This window comes from Sporosarcina sp. P12(2017), assembly GCF_002743035.1.
Lineage (GTDB): Bacteria > Bacillota > Bacilli > Bacillales_A > Planococcaceae > Sporosarcina > Sporosarcina ureae.
The window spans coordinates 85219-103604 of the sequence record NZ_PDYL01000011.1 but is presented as its reverse complement, the minus strand read 5'-3'; the positions used below and the strand labels follow the sequence as shown (position 1 = coordinate 103604).

The window sequence follows — 18386 nt, the reverse complement described above, 5'->3', positions numbered from 1 at the left end:
ATTCCCTTTTTGTATATCATCTAAATATACTCTTCGTTCACATAACTGTCAACAATGAAATCTAATTCACGCCTTTTGACTCACTGCTTAATACTATCATGCAGTAATGGAATATCTTTTTCCTTTAGTAAACCTACCTTGATTAAGCCTTTCATAATACCATCATCTGAACAAGATGCAGTGATGAAATCTGCTACTTCTTTTAATTCCGGTATGGCATTCTCCATCGCTACTCCGATACCTACCGTCTCGATCATTTGCATGTCATTCGCACCATCTCCAAATGCATAGCTATTTTCAATAGGTATATTCATGTGTTCTAGCATTTTTTGAATACCAATCGCCTTGGAAGCCCCTTCCGGCAACATATCCACCGAGTTTTCATCCCATCTTATAAAGGAATAATCCTTGAATAACTCCATGTACTTTTCCGTTTCTTTAGGAGTGGAGTAAATTTGTACTTGATTCACGTCAGAGTGAGAATATACTTCAGGATCTACAGGGGGATAAGGTATTTTTAAACGTGCGGTTCCCTCTTGAACAAGTGGATGTTCTTTTGCGTTCGTCACGAATGACTCAAACGTGGAGTATGTCAATCCATGCCCCTGTTTATGTGCATAATCAGTAAGTTGTTGTATAACCTCAGGCTTCATAGGATTCGAGTAAATTATCTCCCCATCCAATACCACATGCTGTCCATTCATGGAAATATAGGAATCAAACGATAGTTCTTCTAGTAACCATTTGAACATAAGTGGTGCCCTACCAGTACAAATAACGGTGTATATGCCTTTGTCCCGCAATGCCGCGAGAGATTGTTTCGTCGAGTCTAAAATTGTTTTGTCATGATTCATTAATGTTCCATCTAAATCAAAGAACACGATCTTTTGATCTTGATTCATTTTACATACTCCTTTCATTACTCGTTGTCTACCATGTAGTCTATCAATTACCCATCACATATGCTGTGAAGTTGCTTGAAACTTCAATATACGATCACTAAAAACAACAAACTGTATTTGATATTTTCGTAATGGCACGTTATTCTTTTTTGTAGAACGTATTTTTTATTAAAAGTAGACGGAGGGTTATTTAATACATATCTTTGAAGATGGGCATCGACAGGTAGATTGATCGATCCATTAACACAAGATGCTTGTGCATTTTACACTAATCACTCTGTATTGGATGAGTTTTTCGGTGTTGTGTATGAAGAGGATGAAGGAGTAAAAGTCGCAAATGCATTAGTGGACAGTAAAGCGGTATCCATGAACAACCACGGCCCATTAACGGTTGGACAAACGGTTAATGCTACTGCACTTTGGTTTATTAGGCTCGAACGTTCATGCCAGGTTCATTTACTCGCGGAAGCCGCCGGTATGGTAAGTCCTATTCCTCCAGAGCATGCCGCAAGCATTGCAAAACAAGTAGGTAGGGATATTGACCGTTAGGAAAATCTCCACCCACAATGGGAAAAATCGTAAGTGAAGAGCCCGACCTTTTGAATTGATTTCCGTACGTTAACAATCATTGTATACCGTAGAGAGAGGAGAATCGTATGTACTCAGATACATTCATTCGTGGAATACGTTTAAAGCGTGATCAAGTTCCTTCATTTGAAGAGTATCCTTTTCATTTGCCAAGTATCAACACGCTAACTGAGCTAGTTTTGCATCCGAACGTGACATTTTTTGTCGGAGAGAATGGTATGGGAAAGTCGACATTACTTGAGGCTATTGCCGTTTCCTTTGGTTTCAATCCTGAAGGTGGTTCACTGAACTTCAACTTTTCTACTTATGATTCCCATTCCGTATTGGATGAATATATCACGCTCATCAAAGGCGTCATCCGACCGACCGATGGATTCTTTTTGCGTGCTGAAACTTTCTACAATTTAGCAACGACAATTGAAGAGTTAGATAATGCAGAAGGTCCTAACCCTAGAATTATAGATGGCTACGGGGGGACTTCATTGCATGAACAGTCCCATGGCGAATCATTTTGGGCGACTTTCATTCATCGCTTTAGAGGGAATGGTATTTACTTACTGGATGAGCCAGAAGCAGCTTTATCACCTATGCGTCAACTATCCATGTTAAGCAGGATCCACGATTTAGTTGGTGAAGGCTCACAGTTCATGATTGCAACACACTCCCCACTTCTACTATCTTATCCAGGTGCAAAAATCATCGAGTTTACTGATGAAGGTGCGCAAGAAACGACGCTGGAAGAAACAAGTCATTACCAAATTATGAAGCAGTTTTTTGATGATAAGGACCGTATGTTACATTATTTGCTAAAATAAATGAATAGGATGAAAAAGCGATTATTTCCGCGGAAATAATCGCTTTTAAACTTTATTTATTTTCCTTTTTCACTTGTTCCCTTGCATCTTTCTTTATTTCTTCTACCTGTTCTTCAGCTTTTTTTGCTGCATCGTTAGCTACTTTTGCTGAACTCTTATCATGATCATCTTTAGGTGTATCTGCATAACTCTTTGTCATTTTCCACACTCCCGTCTAATTTATGTAACTTTATTATTCCCAAGAACTACGAAATAAAAACACGCATTTTAAATTCCTCGTTTTTTCATGATACAATGAGGGTAGAACTTAAGAAAGGTGGACTACTTGTGTCGAAGAAATTGGCTATGTATTTGTCCATGCTTGTAATCGGCTTTACATTTTTATTTTTAGCGATTTTTCTCGATTTACCTGAGAAATTGAAGTGGTTATTTTTAGCGATCGCAATCATATTAAATGTTACGTGCGCGATAGCTGCGATGAGAATTGGCTTAAATGAGATGAAACCTAGTAAAAAATAAATATGTATCTTGCAGAAAGAAGGACTGCCTATGAAGCGTTCTGCTGGCTATCGTATTATACGTATCGTCTGGATGGCGGTCGTGTTTTTTATTCAAGTACTTTTATTCCAGAAACGTCATCGAGGCAATTTCACACCTGCTGTCGCCGAAAAATGGAACAAGCTTGTTACGAATCAAGCAAAAATCTATAAAAAGACAGCTCTTGAATTAGGTGGATTACTCGTCAAACTAGGGCAGTTCCTTTCTACACGTGCAGATATCATGCCTGCATCATTCATTGAGGAGTTAGAGGGTCTGACTGATCAAGTAACACCGGTCCCTTCTGAATTGGCATTACAATTACTAGATGATGAATGGGGTAAACCGCATAACGAGTACTTACGAGATATCACGTCAAAGCCTGTCGCATCCGCGTCTATCGGCGAAGTATACAAGGCAGTACTACATAATGGATTAGAAGTTGCTATTAAAATCCAGCGCTTTGACATTGAACGGATTTTGCGCGCGGATTTTCAAGCGGTACGAATTGTGATTTGGCTTGCGAAAAAGTGGTCTTCATTAAGTAAACAAATCGATTTGAATGTACTTTATCAAGAAATGACACCCTAATGCAAACCGTAAAGTGTTGTTAAAGCATATGAAACGACAGACTTATATGACATGAATAGTATGGTTGTAGAAAATCTTCTACAAGATCTGCAAGTCATTGTCCGAACACAACCTGTGCAAATGCCTGCTGAATTTGCATTTTTAGGTCGTGCAGTCTCTGTTTTTGTCGGTGTGCTATATATACTAGATCCCGAAATAGATCTGCTCGCTATTACACGCCCCCGTTTAGTTGAATGGGCCAAGAAAAAAAGTATAGAGAAGAATCCTTTCACGAATAGAAAAGAGTACCAACGCATAATATTAAATAGCCTGGGACAGATTCGCAGTTTCCGACCAAAAATCTCTTCGTTTTTGGATCAAGGTACATTTCAAGTGAAGATGCAAAACCGTCTATTCGCTGTAATTATCGCGGTTGGATCTTCCGCAACACTAGCCTATAGCTTGATAGATTCCTATACCGAACTGGCGATTGGGTCAGGTATTATACTGCTTATTTTATTTTAGAGATATCGTCACTTAGGAAAATAAAAAATCAGGGGCTCCGTAGCCTCTGATTTTTTATTTACGCTTTAATCCGCTGTTGAACGTAAGTCTTTAGCCCATCAACGGAGTATACATCTCGCTTTGGAATAATATATGCACTCACCGTACTCGTATATATATAGAAATAATCCGGGTCTTCTATTAGCTGCTTCACACCAGCCCATTGTACCTTTGTTTCATCAACTGCTGTCTGATCTGCTATGCCTGTCTTATTCAGCTTCATAAAATGTTCTCCAACAAGCCCTTCATTCTTACCGCCTTTGAGCATCTTGCTCACTTGTCGTGTAATATGAAAGTAAAAATATTTAGGATAAAAAATCACCCATAAAATCGCAGTTAGCCCAAACGTAACAAATAACGGACCTTTCGCCATATCCGTAAAAATAGTTAAAAAATATGCAAACAGTAAAAATATTAGCGGTGATATATACCGTTGCCATTGCAATGAATTTTTACCGACTTTAGAATTCTTCACATGATATAAATTAAACGCTATCACATCTTGTTCCGTTAATTCATAGTGGATTTCCATTTAGTCCTCCCGTTACATGTAGTGTGTCATTTAACAGCAAGCAACTTTTCTTTTCTATATTGATTATAGTCAATGAAGCGTTATCGATCTTGACTGTATATTTTTCATCTTCCATCAAAGCCACAATCACCCGTTTTATAAAACTACCATGACTTACGACGAGTAGACGTTGATTGGGATTCTTTTGGACCTGTTCATTCACAAATTCAAGACCTCGGGCCACAACATTTTCTCCCGTCTCGAACTGCAAATCTAGTTCTCTCCACTGAGGCCCCCACTTCTGCTGTCGTTCTTGCTCCGTCGTTCCTTCGATCAAACCGCCACTTCGCTCGCGCAGTCGATCGTCTTCCATAACTTCAATTCCCGACTGAGCGGCAATTAAATCTGCGGTCTGTCTAGCACGTGTCATAGGGCTAGTGAATATGAGGTCCCAATCCTCATCCGCCAAGCGCAATGCCAGCTTCTTTACAGTCTCCATACCTTCTTCGTCCAACGGAATATTCGAACTCCCTTGTGCACGCCCTTCTTTATTCCATGCAGTCACACCATGCCGGACAAAACCAATAATCGTCAATTCAATTCCCCCTAGATATTAGGCCTGAAAGATGGCGTTCGTTTAATCCATAGATAATTCAATACTGCGCCAAGTAATAATACAAATGCTCCGAAATAAAACGGATAATCGACATCTACATCAAATAACGCTCCACCGATGATTGGACCGAAGACATTTCCGATACTCGTGAACATCGAGTTCATGCCACCAACAAATCCTTGTTCATTTCCCGCGATTTTCGACAAATAAGAAGTTGCTGCCGGTCGTATCAAGTCAAACCCTACAAAAATAATCATTGTAACAGCCAGTACGGAAAAGTAGCTTTGCACGAACGTTGTCAGAAAAACTAAAATGGATGAAAAGATTAAACAAAAAAAGATCAGACGTTTCTCTCCTATCGTTCTCGCAAGCTTGTCAAATAACACTACTTGCGCGACTGCTCCGACCAGACCGCCTCCTGTAATGATGATTGCAATGTCTTTCGGCGTAAATCCAAACTTATGATCAACGAATAAACTGAAAATCGATTCAAATGAAGCGAGGCCAAAAGATAAAATCAATATAATAATAAAGACGATAAAATAATGACGTGCAAAAATCCGCTTCAACCCAGGTCTAGTTACATCCTCCGCTACCGCTTCTTGATAACGTTCTGGTTCACGTAATGCAATAAAGGAAAAAATCGCCGCAAACAAAGCTAATCCTCCAGCAAAGAAGAAAGGAACCCGAGTACCATATGTCGCTAAAAATCCGCCAACTCCTGGACCTAATATAAATCCAGTAGATATGGCAGCAGACATAAAACCTAATGCCTTAGAACGAGTTTCCATCGTTGTGATATCTGCAATAAAGGCAGTAACAGCCGGCATAATGAAAGCCGCACTAATCCCGCCTAAAATCCGGGATGCAAATAGTACTGGCAATGTCTGTCCAATCCCAAACAAGAATTCGGAAGAACTAAAAATGATCAAACCTACGACAATCATCTTTTTTCGACCAAAGGTATCTACCCATCTTCCTGATAGTGGTGAAATAAGCAGTTGGGCCATCGCAAAAGTCGCGACCATATAACCAACCACCGTACCCGATATATGTAATTCATTCATTAATCTTGGCATGACAGGTATGACTAATCCAATTCCTAAAAATGCGATTAGTAAATTGGTTAGTAGCAGACCTAACGTGATGGATTCCTTTTTCATGTACTCTCTCCTACGCTCATTCTAAGTTAATATTGGAATATCATAGCAACCACCGATTGAAGTTACAAGAAGAAAAGTTCCAGTATTTCACTGATTTCACCACTTTAATATCATGAACTGCTGAATGAGTTGCTGACGTGCATTTTCAGGTAATGGCCAGCTTTCAATTTCAGTCACAATTTGATCACGCGTGCCAAAACCTTTGACAAATCCATTCAATCTTGCCGCAAACGTTGAATTGATAAGCGACTCCTCAGAAGGATATAGCCAATATAACTTATCCAAGACATTCGGATAACGCTTCAAATAGTATTTCTGATGGCGGTCTTCAGCTAAAGTAAAATGACCTACAGGGGTAATTTCCGTTTCAATTGGTTCACCAAGCTCTTTCTCCATTTCACTTTTTACTAAATCGATTATCCGTTTTTGTTGTTGGTTATGAAAGCGCAATGATGAGACATACTGTTGTCCTCTGTATTGATCACGATTCGGATAGTGATTACGCCAAAAATGAAGAAGTATTTCTTCATAAGAAATACTTGTAGGGTCATAATCGATTTCCACCGTTTCAGTATGATCTTCTATCGTCTTATAGGTTGGCGCCACTGTAGTCCCACCTGTGTAACCTACTCGTGTTCTTATGACGCCTTGCAAGCTACCAAAGCGTGCTTCAGGCCCCCAAAAACATCCCATTCCAAATGTTGCAGTTTCTAACTTTCTATTCTTCGTCATTTCTCTATCCATTTCAGTAGTAGTTAGCAAGGCGCTCCATCCCTTTATGTTAATTGTACTATACCCGAAATGAAATTATAAAAAACAGAGTCCAGTTTGAGAAGGACCCTGCATGAAACGTATTATGATTTTTTCACTTTTTCCACTCATCTTCTAGCATACCGTATACGATTAAATCATGATAATGATCATATAGAAACTCTCCGTCACGAATGACTCCCTCTTTCTTAAATCCTAATCGCTCAGGAACTGCCTGACTTCTTTTATTCTCCGCAGCACATCGGATTTCTACGCGGTGTAGATTATATTCGTCAAATGCATAGTTGACTAGCGCGGACACTACCGCAGTCATAATTCCTTTTCCCTGATAATCTTGTGCCAGCCAATAGCCAATACTCGTTTGCCTATTTGTATAGTTAACTGAATGGAAGCCAGCAAAACCTGCCAAGTCTCCTTTATACATAATACCTGCTTGGAACCCATCTTCTTCAGCGAATTGTTGTAACCATGCATTTATGATTGATCCATACTGTTCCGCGTTCGTCATGGAATCAACCCAGGGTAACCACTCACGCAAGTGTTCCCTTGATTCATCCACGAGAGTGAATAATTCTACTGCATCTTTCTGTCCTACTAATTTCAATGAAATATCCTCTGTTACTTGATGTATAAACATAGCATAGCCCCTTTAATAGTCATTATTTTATTCCATGAACATTCACTAACACTCCTACTTTAAGGCTGTTGAAGAGAAAGAAAGTAATTCCTGATTATAAGTATACGATATCTTATTTTCCACAAGTATTTTTAGTACCTCATTGTGTCGCTTTATTCATCTTGAATATCTAACCCCAACATGGCAGCGAATTGAATCGCTTGTAATGATGATACGACACAACCATCCAAATCTTTCATAGACACTGTCATGCTCTCGAATTTTGAAGTTTTAATTTCTACGCCTTTTAGGGGTGTCTCGTCAAAGCTTGCAGAATCCAGATTGCACTTCATAAAATATGTATTTTTTAGTTTACAATCGAAGAAATCTGCATCCTTCACTTGGCAGTGATCGAACCGCACTCTCTCCCACCTTGTATGGACAAACGCAGAAAGATTGCAAATACACTCCTCAAATAACACATCCGTAAATCGGGCGTTTGTAAAGTTGACACCAAGCATTTTGCAATTATGAAAACTCACTCGATGAATACTTATACCCGTCAAGTCTGCATTGGAAAAATCACAGTTTTCAAATTGAATATCTGTAGCGAATAGATCTGGTAGAATAGCTCCTTGGAAACTGGAATTTTTAATGAGCATACTTGTTAATTGGGCACGTTCTATTGTTTGCCCATCTATTCGTGAATCGATAATACTTGCATTTTGCAGGAATGGGTCTTCCTCGTGTAGTAAGTCTTGTAACTGTACCGGCGTTAAACGACCAGGGATTTTAGGTTGATTTGGTTTCATCATTTGAACTCCTATTCTTCAAGCTTTTAAAAAAGATTAATTGTCTAGTCAGTGATACTATGATAAAAAGGGGTGACGACTATGGAAATTAATGATCAAGCACGTAAAGAGCTTTTTGCACAAGTAGAACACCTGTCAGATGAAGTGATTAATCGAAAACCAGCTGAAGACAAATGGTCCATTAAACAAATTTTACAGCACCTGTACTTAATGGAAGGTAGTGTCGCTAAATCTATTCAGACCCAGCTTGCTAACGACGGCCAAAGCATCACTACAGTTAAGCCGATTCAACTTACTGTTCATCGTTCTAAAAAAGTAGATGCACCTAAATTCGTGACACCGACTTCAGAATTTTCTACTCTCCATGACTTGAAAATCAAGCTCTCTACTACTCATTTAACTTTACATGATGTAGCTAAAAACGCACTAGAAGATCAATTAGCAGTGAAGTCTTATCCGCACCCTGTTTTTGGCGAAATGAGCCTTACGCAGTGGATTCCATTTGTAGGCTACCATGAACTGCGCCATATCGAACAAATTAAAGAAGTAAAAGAACAACTCGGTATCTGATAAAGACCTCTACTCTAACTTTTCGTTAGGGTAGAGGTCTTTTCTCTATCGCTGAATATAGTAAATTGCTTGCTGAACACTTGAAAAGGTTTTTAATTTTTGCTGAGGATCTTTAGCTGCCGCTAATTTATGTGCAAGTTCTGGCGAGATGCCTGTAATATAAAGTTGACACCCTATAAGCGTCAGTACTTGCTGTATTTCCAACAACCGATCAATTGAAGTCCCTTGTTGCCAGTATAAACCTGTTATATCAATCATTACATGATCCACTTCATTCGAGTGAACATAGTCACTCAATTTTGTAATTAATAGATTAAAACGTTCTTCCGTCATTTGACCAATTAATGACACGGCCGCCAAATTATCGTAAATTCTCATGATAGGTAACATTAGCTGTTCTATTTCATGGTCTTTCGTATGTAGCTCTTCTATTTGTCTGTATTGTACTGAAACATCAGTTTGCGTACCAATATAATAGGGTACTCCGTCAATTATAATTGGACGAATACTAAGTCGATTCCAAAATAATGTACCGTCTTTTTTATAGTTTTTCAAAACGACTGTTATAGGCACTCTTTCTGAAACAGCTTTTCTGATCTTCGATACTGTAGTTAAATCTGTATCTTTGCCTTGGAGAAATCTACAATTACGCCCAAGTGTTTCTTCTTGAGTATACCCCGTCATCGTTTCGAATGTTTTGTTAGCAAAAATTATCGGATTATCCTCTTGCGAAGCATCTGTTACCAGAGCTCCAACTCTACTACCATCGATGACCGCTTCCATCAATTGTCTTTGAACTGTCTCCGTTAATTTATTTATTTAAAACACACCCTATCGATTCAAATGGTATTTATTATTTCAATACTAGCACAATGTTCGATGAAACGTACAAATTATCAGGTAAACTGTTGGATTGAATTAGATAAAAAGAAAATCCCCCTGACAACTATATAGTCAGAAGGATCATATCTTATACACGTGTAGCTTGCATCTCGGCGAGTTCTTTCTCTGAACATAATACAAAATGTTCAGGAGCAACTTCACGAAATTCCACTTTTTCGTCTGGTCCATATTGATGGTCCTTCGGATTATACGGATGGCGCACACGAGAACGTTCATAAATAGGATCGGGTAACGGAATCGCTGACAGCAAAGATTTTGTATAAGCGTGCATGGGATTTCGATATAACTCATCCGCTGGAGCCATCTCCACCAATTTACCGAAATACATCACGCCAATACGATCGGAAATGTATTTAACCATCGATAGATCATGAGCGATGAATAAATACGTCAGCCCTTTTTCTTCCTGTAGTTCTTTCAACAAGTTGACGACTTGCGCTTGAATTGAAACGTCCAGCGCAGAGATCGGTTCATCCGCAATGATGAACTCAGGCTCTACTGCTAATGCACGTGCAATTCCAATACGCTGACGCTGTCCACCTGAGAACTCATGCGGATAACGCTCAGCATGCTCACGGTTTAAACCAACAGTTTCAAGCAAGTCAATTACTCTTTGTTTACGCTCCGTTTTACCTTTTACTAGACCATGTATATCTAATCCTTCTGCAATAATATCCAAAACTTTCATACGTGGATTCAAAGAAGCATAAGGGTCTTGGAAAATCATTTGCATCTTTCTATTCAATTCATGATTTTCCTTTTTGCTTTTTGGCGCGTGTACATCTACACCATTGTAGAGAACTTGACCTGCTGTCGCATCATATAATCGGATCATAGTACGCCCTGTTGTCGATTTACCACAACCTGACTCGCCTACTAAACCGAATGTTTCTCCGCGCTTAATAGTGAAGCTAATATCATCAATTGCACGGACTTCAGTAGATTTCCCTGCATTAAAATATTGTTTGAGGTTACGTACTTCAATTAAATTGTCTGACATCACACAGTACCTCCCGTCTGATCAACATAGTACCGGCTACCTTTAAATGCTTTCATACGGTCAATAATAAGGGCAGGCGGTTCAACCTGTGGTGCTTGCGGATGCAATAACCATGTCGCCGCGTAATGTGTATCACTCACTTGGAAGAAAGGCGGTTGCCGCTCCATATCGATCTTCATTGCATATTCACTACGCAAAGCGAATGCATCCCCTTTTGGAGGATTTAATAAATCAGGCGGTGTACCGGGAATTGCATACAGCTTTTGATCTTCTAAATCCATAGACGGCATTGAACTTAGTAAGCCCCATGTATAAGGATGCTGTGGATTATAGAAGATTTCATCTACGGTGCCTATTTCAACGATTCGGCCGCCATACATAACCGCTACTCGGTCGGCGACGTTTGCTACTACACCAAGGTCATGCGTGATAAATATGATAGACGTATCGGTCTTCTTCTGGATATCTTTCATCAGCTCAAGGATCTGCGCTTGTATCGTGACATCCAGCGCTGTGGTCGGCTCATCCGCAATCAATACTTTCGGATTACATGCAAGCGCAATCGCAATAACGATTCGCTGACGCTGTCCACCAGAAAATTGGTGAGGGTACATCTTGTAACGATTTTCGGCATTCGGTATACCGACCAAATTCAATAGTTCAATCGTCTGCTTACGCGCTTGTGATTTATTCAGCTTTTGGTGTTTCAAGATGGGCTCCATGATTTGTCTTCCAATTGTCATAGTTGGATTTAACGAAGTCATCGGATCCTGGAAGATCATCGAAATATCTTTCCCACGAATCTTTTGCATACCTTTTTCAGGAATTTTCGTTAGATCTTTTCCTTCAAATAGAATTTGACCATTCTTATATTCAGCACTTGATTTAGGCAGGAGTCGCATGATTGATTTCGTCGTTACAGATTTACCCGATCCCGACTCACCTACAATAGCGAGCGTCTCTCCTTTATGCAAATCAAAGTTTACGCCACGAATCGCTTTCACTTCACCTGCAAATGTGTGGAAGGAAAGCTCGAGGTCTTTTACTTCTAATATTTTTGTCAACTTGCTCTCCTCCTCTTAATCTTTCATTTTAGGATCTAGTGCATCGCGTAGTCCGTCACCTATTAAGTTAAATGCAATCATAAGAACGCTGATGACAATGGCCGGGAACAATAGTACGTATGGTTGATTCTCCATCACTTTGTATCCGTCATTGATCAATGTACCTAATGAAGCAGCTGGTGGCTGGAGTCCGATTCCGATAAAGCTTAAGAACGCTTCAAAGAAAATCGCATTCGGAATCGTGAACATCGTATTGATGATGATAATCCCAAGCATGTTCGGCAATAAGTGTTTCGTAATGATTTTTCCATCCTTGGCGCCTAAAGTACGTGAAGCCAATACGAATTCCTGCGATTTATATTTCAATGTCTGTGCACGTACAATACGCGACATCCCGATCCAACCAGTTATGGTGATCGCGACAATGATAGCGGCTATCCCGGGGTCCATAATCATAATCATCAAAATAACAACGATCAGCGTAGGAATACCGATTAAGATCTCAACAACCCGTTGCATAATATCATCTGTCCGTCCACCAAAGTACCCGGAAATCCCTCCGTATGCAACACCTATAACCATATCAATGGCTGCGGCTACGAATGCAATGAATAGCGATACACGAGTCCCTTCCCAAAGTCTTGTAAACAAATCTCGACCTAGTCCATCCGTACCGAACCAATAATATTCATCCACTTTTTTCATTTCATATAAATTGACTGTCTTCCCTGCCAGCTTACCATCTCCATCAAAAAGCCCTGTAGCTTCAATACCAGGTATTTTCGGCGGTAAGTTTGCATGGCGTAAGTTTTGCGCGTCACCCGCATGTCCATTTAAAAGTGGACCGATGAGTGCCATGAGTATAACTAATAAAAGTACGACCATACTGACAATAGCCGCTTTATTTTTACGTAGACCTAACCATGCATCTTGCCAGAAACTTAAACTTGGCTTCTCTATTCGTTCTGCCTGATCCGCGTCGATAGTAATCCGTTCAAAATCTTGTGGGGTTAATTTTTCTTGTTCGATTTCATTGCGCATTATCCTTTACCTCCAGACACACGGATACGCGGATCGATAACTCCGTATAAAATATCCACTATAAAAATAACCAAAATGAGGAAAGCAGAGAACAATAATGTCGTACCCATGATTGTGGCATGGTCATTCGTCATGATCGACGAAACGAATTGCTCACCTATTCCTGGAATAGCAAAAATTTGTTCTACAACGAGTGAACCTGTTACCAAACCAGCTGCGAGTGGTCCGAGAACTGTGATTAAAGGTATTAATGCATTTCGGAAAGCATGTTTGAAAGCAATTTCAAAACCATTGGCACCTTTTGCTTTAGCCAAAATAATGTAATCTGAATTCAATACTTCTATCATCTCAGTCCGTATGAAGCGCGCGGATAGCGCAAGCGGCCCCATAGCGAGTGCAAGCGATGGCAGGACACTAGATTTCCAACCGTCATTCCATAAACCGACTGGTAATAGATGCCATTCTGAAGCGATCCAATACTGTAGCAATGATGCAAATACAAAGGATGGAATGGAAATACCGAGTATCGCTAAAAAGGTGCTTCCGTAATCCCAAAATGTATTATGCTTTAAAGCGGCAAGCATACCTAGTAGGATTCCGACAATAGTCCCGAAGACCATCGCTTGCGCTCCCAAGATTAAAGAAGGTTTTAATCTCGTAGCCAATAAATCGTTGACACTTTTGCCTTTAAATACGAAAGATGTTCCCAAATCACCTTTTGCCAAGTTTTTCATATAGATTGCATATTGCACAGGCTTAGGCTTATCGATTCCATACTTCTTTTCAACAATCGCTTTCTGTGTATCATTCAATTTGTTGTAAGAAGCGATCGGTGAACCTGGCAAAGTTTGCATGAGGAAAAAAGAGGCCGTTGCAATTAAAAACAGCGTTATGAACATATATACTATGCGTTTTCCAATATACTTAACCACGGTACGTTACACCTCCAAAAAAGTTTCTTACTTGCTATGCAAGTAACCACATGACATTTTTCGACAGGAAATTAAATATTCCAACTATTCACTGTTACTAAAAAGAGAGTATATGGATAGTGATCCCATATACTCTCCCCTATTAAACTTGAATCCTTACAACATTGCAATTATTTACCTGAGATATATGCCCACTTGTAGCTATAGTCTGCGCCAAACGGATGATCTACTAAGCCTTTAAAGTGAGGCTTGTGTAAAAAGATCAAACCACGCTGATAAATTGGTGCAATAGCAGCGTCCTCATCGAGTAGAATTTTTTCAGCTTTTGCGAATGCTTCATAACGCTCTTCTGGTTTAAGAGCTAATTCTCCTTTTGAATCTTCAATCAATTTATCGTACTCAGGGTTAGAGTAAGACATTAAGTTGTTCGTACCATCTGTTACGAATAGGTCCAAGAATGAAATCGGATCTTGGAAGTCTGGTCCCCAACCTGATACTTGAATATCATAATCCTGGTTGCCATCTAAATCCAAACGTACAGAGAATGGTACTTCTTTTAATGAAATTGTAAGTCCCTCTAGGTTACCTTCTAATTGGGACTTAAAGTACTCGTCCATCTTCTTAGAAGCTTCAGTATCTCCACCTAGGATTTCTAAATCAAGAGATTCAACACCTAGTTCTTCTAGACCTTTTTTCCAGTGATCTTGTGCTTCTTCCACGTTATATTCCAAGTGATCGCCGCTTAACTCGCGGAAATCTTTTTCATTTTCATCAAATGCAAAGTTTGTTGGTACTAAGAAGTTTGCAGGTAATGAACCGTTAGCTAGTACTACGTCAGCCATATCCTTCTTCTCGAATGATTTGGCAATGGCTTTACGGATGTTCTCGTTCGCAAGTGGAGTTTCTTTTCCATCTCGCTCTTGGTTGAACTTGAAGTAGAATACAGATGTTTCTGGTTGAACCACAGCTTCTTCATCATCACGATATTGTTGAGCCAGATCACCCGACATTTCTGCACGATCCAACTTGCCGTCTTGATAAAGCTTAACTGCAGTAGCAGGGTCTTTTACTACGTTGACATGAATTTCTTCAAGTTTCACGTTTTCTGCATCCCAGTAATGTTCGTTCTTAACATAAGTCCAGCTATCGCCAGTTCCATCCCATTTAGATAAAACGAATGGACCGTTAGAAAGAAGGCTATCAGAGTTTGTAGCATACGCATCTGCTTTAGAAGTTACGAACTCTTCTTTAAGTGGATAGAAAGTTCCGAATGACATAAGTGACAAGAAATAAGGTACTGGACGCTCAAGCGTTACTTCAAACGTCTTCTCGTCTATAGCTTTAACTCCAAGTTCAGATACTTCCATTTTTTCTTCAGAGATTGCTGTCGCGTTTTTCACTACACCAGACATCATAAATGGTCCGTAAGGTGAACCAGTCGCTGGATCAATTGCACGCTGCCAAGCATAAACGAAGTCATCTGCTGTAACTGGTGTTTCATCAGCCCACATTGCGTCGCGAAGTTTGAATGTATAAATCAATCCATCTTCACTAACTTCTGCTTCTTCAGCAGCCATTGCAGGTTCAGCAATATTTTCTTGGTTTAAACGATATAAACCTTCATTAATGTTATTTAATACGTTGAATCCAACCTGATCTTCTACGATTGATGAGTCAACAGATGGGATAGCAGCACGTTCAGCTAAGTATAGTACTTGCTCAGCGTCTGGCTCCCCTTCTTCGTCTTTGGCATGCTGTTTTTCTTCTGGTTCTTCAGTTGCCGCATCTTTATCCTTGTCATCCCCGTCTGCTGGCTTTTCTTCGTCTTTCGAACCGCCACATGCAGCTAAGAACATACTTAGCACTAATGTTAGTGCCATCAATAAAAGCCACTTATTATTCTTCAAATTGTTGATCTCCCCTTTGGTGTTTTTGAAGTACTAGCTTTTTCATTATACAAGAAAAACTTATAAATGTAAACGCTAACAATGTTATTATCTTAATTTTAAACTATTATAGAAGATTCTACACATTCTGACTCGTATATTGTATGATAGACAGTAGTTTCAAACTTTATATATGAAAAGAAGGATTTCTATGAAACGTAATATTATTGTATTTCTCATATCTCAATTGGTGATTGTTATTTCTGCCTATTCAGTATACGAAAAAATCTCATTACTCGGCTATATTAATGCTTCCTTTTTCGTTAGTGGGTTCCTGTTATTTATTGGTGGGATCGTGTTTGTAGTACGTACTGGCTTTTTTGACTTTTTTATGAAGAGTTCGCGCAAAGTATTTGCTAGAAAAGATCAAAGAGAGGCAATCGAATCAATGCGTGCACCATCCGAAGTACTGTCGGCGAGCCCCACTTGGTTGTTTCTTGCAGGGATGCCAACCTTCATTTTAATGTTGGTGGCACTTGTTTTATACTATCTGTAAAAAATCTCGGCACTTCCTTTAAAGGAAATGCCGAGATTTTTAGTTTACTGATATATTTTATTCAAGGATCCTGGGTCTTTCAATCTGCCATCTTTGATATGTCGTAATTATTTACGATCTTCTACTTCAAGCTTACTACCGTCGTTGAATTTGATTTTCACTTCGAATTTTTCATAATCCGCTTGAAGGTTAAAAGCTTTAAGTATGCGATCAATGGTCTCTTGTTGTGAACTGTCTTTTGTCACATCTAGATTTTTCACTTTTGAATAGACATCATCAAATGCTTCCTGACCTTTCAAATAGATTTCATTTAGTTCATCTTCTACTTTGGCTTTAATTGGTTCATTTTGATCTTGTTCAATTTCCGCTTCATACTCTTTGTCTTTCCCGTATGAAACATCTAATTCGATTTCTTTAAATGAAAGCTTATCCATTTCAGCTTGCATATCTCCTGTCGTAGAGTCAGTCGAGGAATCTGTAGTAGTATCCGGTACAGCTTCATCAGTATTTTGATTCGTATCATCAGTAGCCGGCTCTAGCGGTTGCTCCGCCGGTGGATTAACTGCATTAGAATTCTCTTCTATTTTATCATCTGTCGCATTCGTTCCACATCCCGCCAATGCTAGCGCTATGACTGATGCTCCTGTTATTACTAAACGTTTCATAAAAATATTCCTCCTAAAAGTCGTTATTACTTTTAATGGTTCCCTGTTTTGCTACTTTCTAAACGGTTAATTCCATTTCATGAAGGGTATGTTGGTAAGTAAAGGAGTGAAATCAAATGAACAATCAGAATCCAGTAACGGCTATCGAAGCAATTGATTCGATTGAATCAACGTTCCATACAGAAAACAATTTACGACGTGCGCATTCGACCGGAGTCGCATTTGATGCGATTTTCCAACCATCCGGAGCGGCTGTTTCTTGGACAACAGCCGCTCATCTACAGAAAACGGAAGTTCCTGCTGTTGTACGTTTTTCTCACAGTTCTACAAACCCAAATCCAAATGAACGGTTGAGCCCAGTTAAAGGTATGGCCGTGCGCTTTCAATTACCTAATAATACATACACAAATTTGACAATGGTCAATGTACCGATATTCATCAGTAAAACTCCAGAAGCCTTTATTCGTCTGATACAGGCATTCGATTCAAACAGTACGTGGTCACAACGAATAGATGCACTTATGCATAATACAGAGTACAAAACATTTGGTACCATTTTGAAAGAACTGAAACCGTTTCGTAATTTTGAGACCCTTCATTACTATTCTATCCATGCTTATTTTTTGAAGAACGCTGATCTAGAGAGGCAAGCTGTTCGATTTGAATGGCAACCTCTTACACAAAATGATGATGCTACTAGCAATTGTATGGAAAATGAACTCATTCATAAAGTGCAAAAAGGACATCCTGTACGTTTTCGCTTACTTATGCAATTAGCTGAACGAGGGGATGCAACGGCTGATCCCACCATCGCCTGGCCTGATGATCGAAAGTTAATTGAAGCAGGAATTCTTACATTGCACTCACTTCGTACAGATAACGCAGAGTCCATTGTATTTGATCCAACAGTTACTATAAAAGGTATAGAATGCAGTGATGACCCCGTATTACACTTTCGTTCCGCCGCGTACAATGAATCCGCCAAGCGACGCGGTGCTAATAAAGCCGAGTAATAAATTACCAGATTAACATCATACGAACAACTACAATATAGTATTATTGTTACTATTTTCACTAAATAAATTACATTATTAGGGATGACTTGTTTTTGTTTTTTTCCTAGAAAGACTATAATCATTTAGAAAATCATGCACTTACTCTGTTACTATCACCAAGTCATCATAAACTTGATTTTTTCATTATGTTTTTGTTAAACTAATAAGGTGTCAATTCAAAGGACGAGCCAATTTCACCATCCTATATGATTAAGAACGTGCTAGCTAAGCTGGCAGAAGGGGTTGACT

22 protein-coding genes and 1 pseudogene are annotated in these 18386 nt (G+C 39.3%); 8 read left to right on the top strand and 15 right to left on the bottom strand.

The genetic code is table 11. The features are described 5' to 3' along the window. Positions 1-80: 80 nt before the first annotated feature. Positions 81-902: a Cof-type HAD-IIB family hydrolase gene (locus CSV80_RS10640; RefSeq protein ID WP_099670831.1), complete on the bottom strand. Its 822-nt coding sequence runs from the start codon at positions 900-902 to the stop codon at positions 81-83. Between the two features lie 225 nt (positions 903-1127). Between CSV80_RS10640 and CSV80_RS10635 the strand changes: the two are divergent. Then, a pseudogene (locus CSV80_RS10635) lies at positions 1128-1451 on the top strand (class II aldolase/adducin family protein); the annotation flags it as partial. Between the two features lie 107 nt (positions 1452-1558). Beyond that, positions 1559-2305, top strand: a complete 747-nt coding sequence (locus CSV80_RS10630; protein ID WP_099670829.1) for an AAA family ATPase — start codon at positions 1559-1561, stop codon at positions 2303-2305. A 52-nt stretch (positions 2306-2357) separates the two neighbouring features. Here CSV80_RS10630 and CSV80_RS17525 read toward each other — a convergent pair whose 3' ends face one another. Next, positions 2358-2504 carry a hypothetical protein gene (locus CSV80_RS17525; RefSeq protein WP_158231887.1) on the bottom strand — a complete coding sequence of 49 codons (147 nt, stop codon included), beginning with the start codon at positions 2502-2504 and terminating at the stop codon, positions 2358-2360. A gap of 95 nt (positions 2505-2599) precedes the next feature. Between CSV80_RS17525 and CSV80_RS10625 the strand changes: the two genes are divergently transcribed. From CSV80_RS10625 to CSV80_RS10615, 3 genes are read left to right on the top strand one after another with little or no spacing between them, the layout of a single operon-like run. Beyond that, positions 2600-2824 carry a hypothetical protein gene (locus CSV80_RS10625; protein WP_158231983.1) on the top strand — a complete coding sequence of 75 codons (225 nt, stop codon included), beginning with the start codon at positions 2600-2602 and terminating at the stop codon, positions 2822-2824. Between the two features lie 30 nt (positions 2825-2854). Further along, positions 2855-3433: an AarF/UbiB family protein gene (locus CSV80_RS10620; protein WP_099670828.1), complete on the top strand. Its 579-nt coding sequence runs from the start codon at positions 2855-2857 to the stop codon at positions 3431-3433. A gap of 51 nt (positions 3434-3484) precedes the next feature. Then, complete coding sequence (locus tag CSV80_RS10615) at positions 3485-3937, top strand: hypothetical protein (RefSeq protein WP_099670827.1); 453 nt, start codon at positions 3485-3487, stop codon at positions 3935-3937. Positions 3938-3995: 58 nt separating this feature from the next. Here the strand turns inward: CSV80_RS10615 and CSV80_RS10610 are convergent, their stop codons facing one another. The 6 genes from CSV80_RS10610 to CSV80_RS10585 all read right to left on the bottom strand — a co-directional run bounded on the left by CSV80_RS10610 (position 3996) and on the right by CSV80_RS10585 (position 8465). Beyond that, the gene (locus CSV80_RS10610; protein ID WP_099670826.1) at positions 3996-4508 is read right to left on the bottom strand and encodes a YcxB family protein; all 513 of its coding nucleotides are present in this window, start codon (positions 4506-4508) and stop codon (positions 3996-3998) included. Beyond that, entirely contained in the window at positions 4492-5082 is a 591-nt protein-coding gene (locus tag CSV80_RS10605; protein WP_099670825.1) for a histidine phosphatase family protein, read from the bottom strand. The genes CSV80_RS10610 and CSV80_RS10605 overlap by 17 nt, the downstream gene beginning before the upstream one ends. An 11-nt stretch (positions 5083-5093) precedes the next feature. Then, positions 5094-6266 (bottom strand): MFS transporter, encoded by a 1173-nt coding sequence (locus CSV80_RS10600; protein ID WP_099670824.1) that lies wholly within the window; start codon positions 6264-6266, stop codon positions 5094-5096. A 96-nt stretch (positions 6267-6362) separates the two neighbouring features. Further along, complete coding sequence (msrA, locus tag CSV80_RS10595) at positions 6363-6998, bottom strand: peptide-methionine (S)-S-oxide reductase MsrA (protein WP_233208477.1); 636 nt, start codon at positions 6996-6998, stop codon at positions 6363-6365. Positions 6999-7131: 133 nt separating this feature from the next. Beyond that, on the bottom strand, positions 7132-7674 hold the full coding sequence (locus CSV80_RS10590) for a GNAT family N-acetyltransferase (RefSeq protein ID WP_099670823.1): 543 nt from the start codon (positions 7672-7674) through the stop codon (positions 7132-7134). 152 nt (positions 7675-7826) lie between these two features. Next, positions 7827-8465, bottom strand: coding sequence for a pentapeptide repeat-containing protein (locus tag CSV80_RS10585; protein ID WP_158231886.1), 639 nt, complete (start codon positions 8463-8465; stop codon positions 7827-7829). Between the two features lie 81 nt (positions 8466-8546). Between CSV80_RS10585 and CSV80_RS10580 the strand changes: the two genes are divergently transcribed. After that, on the top strand, positions 8547-9035 hold the full coding sequence (locus CSV80_RS10580) for a DinB family protein (RefSeq protein ID WP_099670821.1): 489 nt from the start codon (positions 8547-8549) through the stop codon (positions 9033-9035). Positions 9036-9080: 45 nt separating this feature from the next. On the opposite strand, the gene ytvA is transcribed toward CSV80_RS10580, so the two are convergent. The 6 genes from ytvA to CSV80_RS10550 form a co-directional block, all read right to left on the bottom strand. Beyond that, complete coding sequence (gene ytvA, locus CSV80_RS10575) at positions 9081-9818, bottom strand: YtvA family blue-light photoreceptor (protein WP_099670820.1); 738 nt, start codon at positions 9816-9818, stop codon at positions 9081-9083. A 187-nt stretch (positions 9819-10005) separates the two neighbouring features. Next, entirely contained in the window at positions 10006-10938 is a 933-nt protein-coding gene (locus CSV80_RS10570) for an ABC transporter ATP-binding protein (RefSeq protein ID WP_099670819.1), read from the bottom strand. After that, positions 10938-12002 (bottom strand): ABC transporter ATP-binding protein, encoded by a 1065-nt coding sequence (locus CSV80_RS10565; protein WP_099670818.1) that lies wholly within the window; start codon positions 12000-12002, stop codon positions 10938-10940. Before CSV80_RS10565 ends, CSV80_RS10570 begins: the two co-directional genes overlap by 1 nt. 15 nt (positions 12003-12017) lie before the next feature. Further along, positions 12018-13043: an oligopeptide ABC transporter permease gene (opp3C, locus tag CSV80_RS10560; protein WP_099670817.1), complete on the bottom strand. Its 1026-nt coding sequence runs from the start codon at positions 13041-13043 to the stop codon at positions 12018-12020. After that, the gene (gene opp3b, locus CSV80_RS10555; protein WP_029054212.1) at positions 13043-13975 is read right to left on the bottom strand and encodes an oligopeptide ABC transporter permease; all 933 of its coding nucleotides are present in this window, start codon (positions 13973-13975) and stop codon (positions 13043-13045) included. The genes opp3C and opp3b overlap by 1 nt, the downstream gene beginning before the upstream one ends. Before the next feature lie 170 nt (positions 13976-14145). Then, entirely contained in the window at positions 14146-15882 is a 1737-nt protein-coding gene (locus tag CSV80_RS10550; RefSeq protein WP_099670816.1) for a peptide ABC transporter substrate-binding protein, read from the bottom strand. A gap of 172 nt (positions 15883-16054) precedes the next feature. Here CSV80_RS10550 and CSV80_RS10545 point away from each other — a divergent pair, with 172 nt between their 5' ends. Further along, positions 16055-16417: a DUF3899 domain-containing protein gene (locus CSV80_RS10545; protein ID WP_099670815.1), complete on the top strand. Its 363-nt coding sequence runs from the start codon at positions 16055-16057 to the stop codon at positions 16415-16417. 107 nt (positions 16418-16524) lie between these two features. Here the strand turns inward: CSV80_RS10545 and CSV80_RS10540 are convergent, their stop codons facing one another. Further along, a complete protein-coding gene (locus tag CSV80_RS10540; RefSeq protein ID WP_099670814.1) occupies positions 16525-17082 on the bottom strand; it encodes a YusW family protein in 558 nt (185 codons plus the stop codon). A gap of 116 nt (positions 17083-17198) precedes the next feature. Between CSV80_RS10540 and CSV80_RS10535 the strand changes: the two genes are divergently transcribed. Then, positions 17199-18095 carry a catalase gene (locus CSV80_RS10535; RefSeq protein WP_099670813.1) on the top strand — a complete coding sequence of 299 codons (897 nt, stop codon included), beginning with the start codon at positions 17199-17201 and terminating at the stop codon, positions 18093-18095. Positions 18096-18386 lie beyond the last annotated feature (291 nt).

Coding starts and splice junctions, on each gene's coding strand:
- CSV80_RS10640 (WP_099670831.1), bottom strand. CDS start 902: ATGAATCAAGATCAAAAGATCGTGTTCTTTGATTTAGATGGAACATTA.
- CSV80_RS10630 (WP_099670829.1), top strand. CDS start 1,559: ATGTACTCAGATACATTCATTCGTGGAATACGTTTAAAGCGTGATCAA.
- CSV80_RS17525 (WP_158231887.1), bottom strand. CDS start 2,504: ATGACAAAGAGTTATGCAGATACACCTAAAGATGATCATGATAAGAGT.
- CSV80_RS10625 (WP_158231983.1), top strand. CDS start 2,600: ATGAGGGTAGAACTTAAGAAAGGTGGACTACTTGTGTCGAAGAAATTG.
- CSV80_RS10620 (WP_099670828.1), top strand. CDS start 2,855: ATGAAGCGTTCTGCTGGCTATCGTATTATACGTATCGTCTGGATGGCG.
- CSV80_RS10615 (WP_099670827.1), top strand. CDS start 3,485: ATGAATAGTATGGTTGTAGAAAATCTTCTACAAGATCTGCAAGTCATT.
- CSV80_RS10610 (WP_099670826.1), bottom strand. CDS start 4,508: ATGGAAATCCACTATGAATTAACGGAACAAGATGTGATAGCGTTTAAT.
- CSV80_RS10600 (WP_099670824.1), bottom strand. CDS start 6,266: ATGAAAAAGGAATCCATCACGTTAGGTCTGCTACTAACCAATTTACTA.
- msrA (WP_233208477.1), bottom strand. CDS start 6,998: ATGACGAAGAATAGAAAGTTAGAAACTGCAACATTTGGAATGGGATGT.
- CSV80_RS10590 (WP_099670823.1), bottom strand. CDS start 7,674: ATGTTTATACATCAAGTAACAGAGGATATTTCATTGAAATTAGTAGGA.
- CSV80_RS10585 (WP_158231886.1), bottom strand. CDS start 8,465: ATGAAACCAAATCAACCTAAAATCCCTGGTCGTTTAACGCCGGTACAG.
- CSV80_RS10580 (WP_099670821.1), top strand. CDS start 8,547: ATGGAAATTAATGATCAAGCACGTAAAGAGCTTTTTGCACAAGTAGAA.
- ytvA (WP_099670820.1), bottom strand. CDS start 9,818: ATGGAAGCGGTCATCGATGGTAGTAGAGTTGGAGCTCTGGTAACAGAT.
- CSV80_RS10570 (WP_099670819.1), bottom strand. CDS start 10,938: ATGTCAGACAATTTAATTGAAGTACGTAACCTCAAACAATATTTTAAT.
- opp3C (WP_099670817.1), bottom strand. CDS start 13,043: ATGCGCAATGAAATCGAACAAGAAAAATTAACCCCACAAGATTTTGAA.
- CSV80_RS10545 (WP_099670815.1), top strand. CDS start 16,055: ATGAAAAGAAGGATTTCTATGAAACGTAATATTATTGTATTTCTCATA.
- CSV80_RS10540 (WP_099670814.1), bottom strand. CDS start 17,082: ATGAAACGTTTAGTAATAACAGGAGCATCAGTCATAGCGCTAGCATTG.
- CSV80_RS10535 (WP_099670813.1), top strand. CDS start 17,199: ATGAACAATCAGAATCCAGTAACGGCTATCGAAGCAATTGATTCGATT.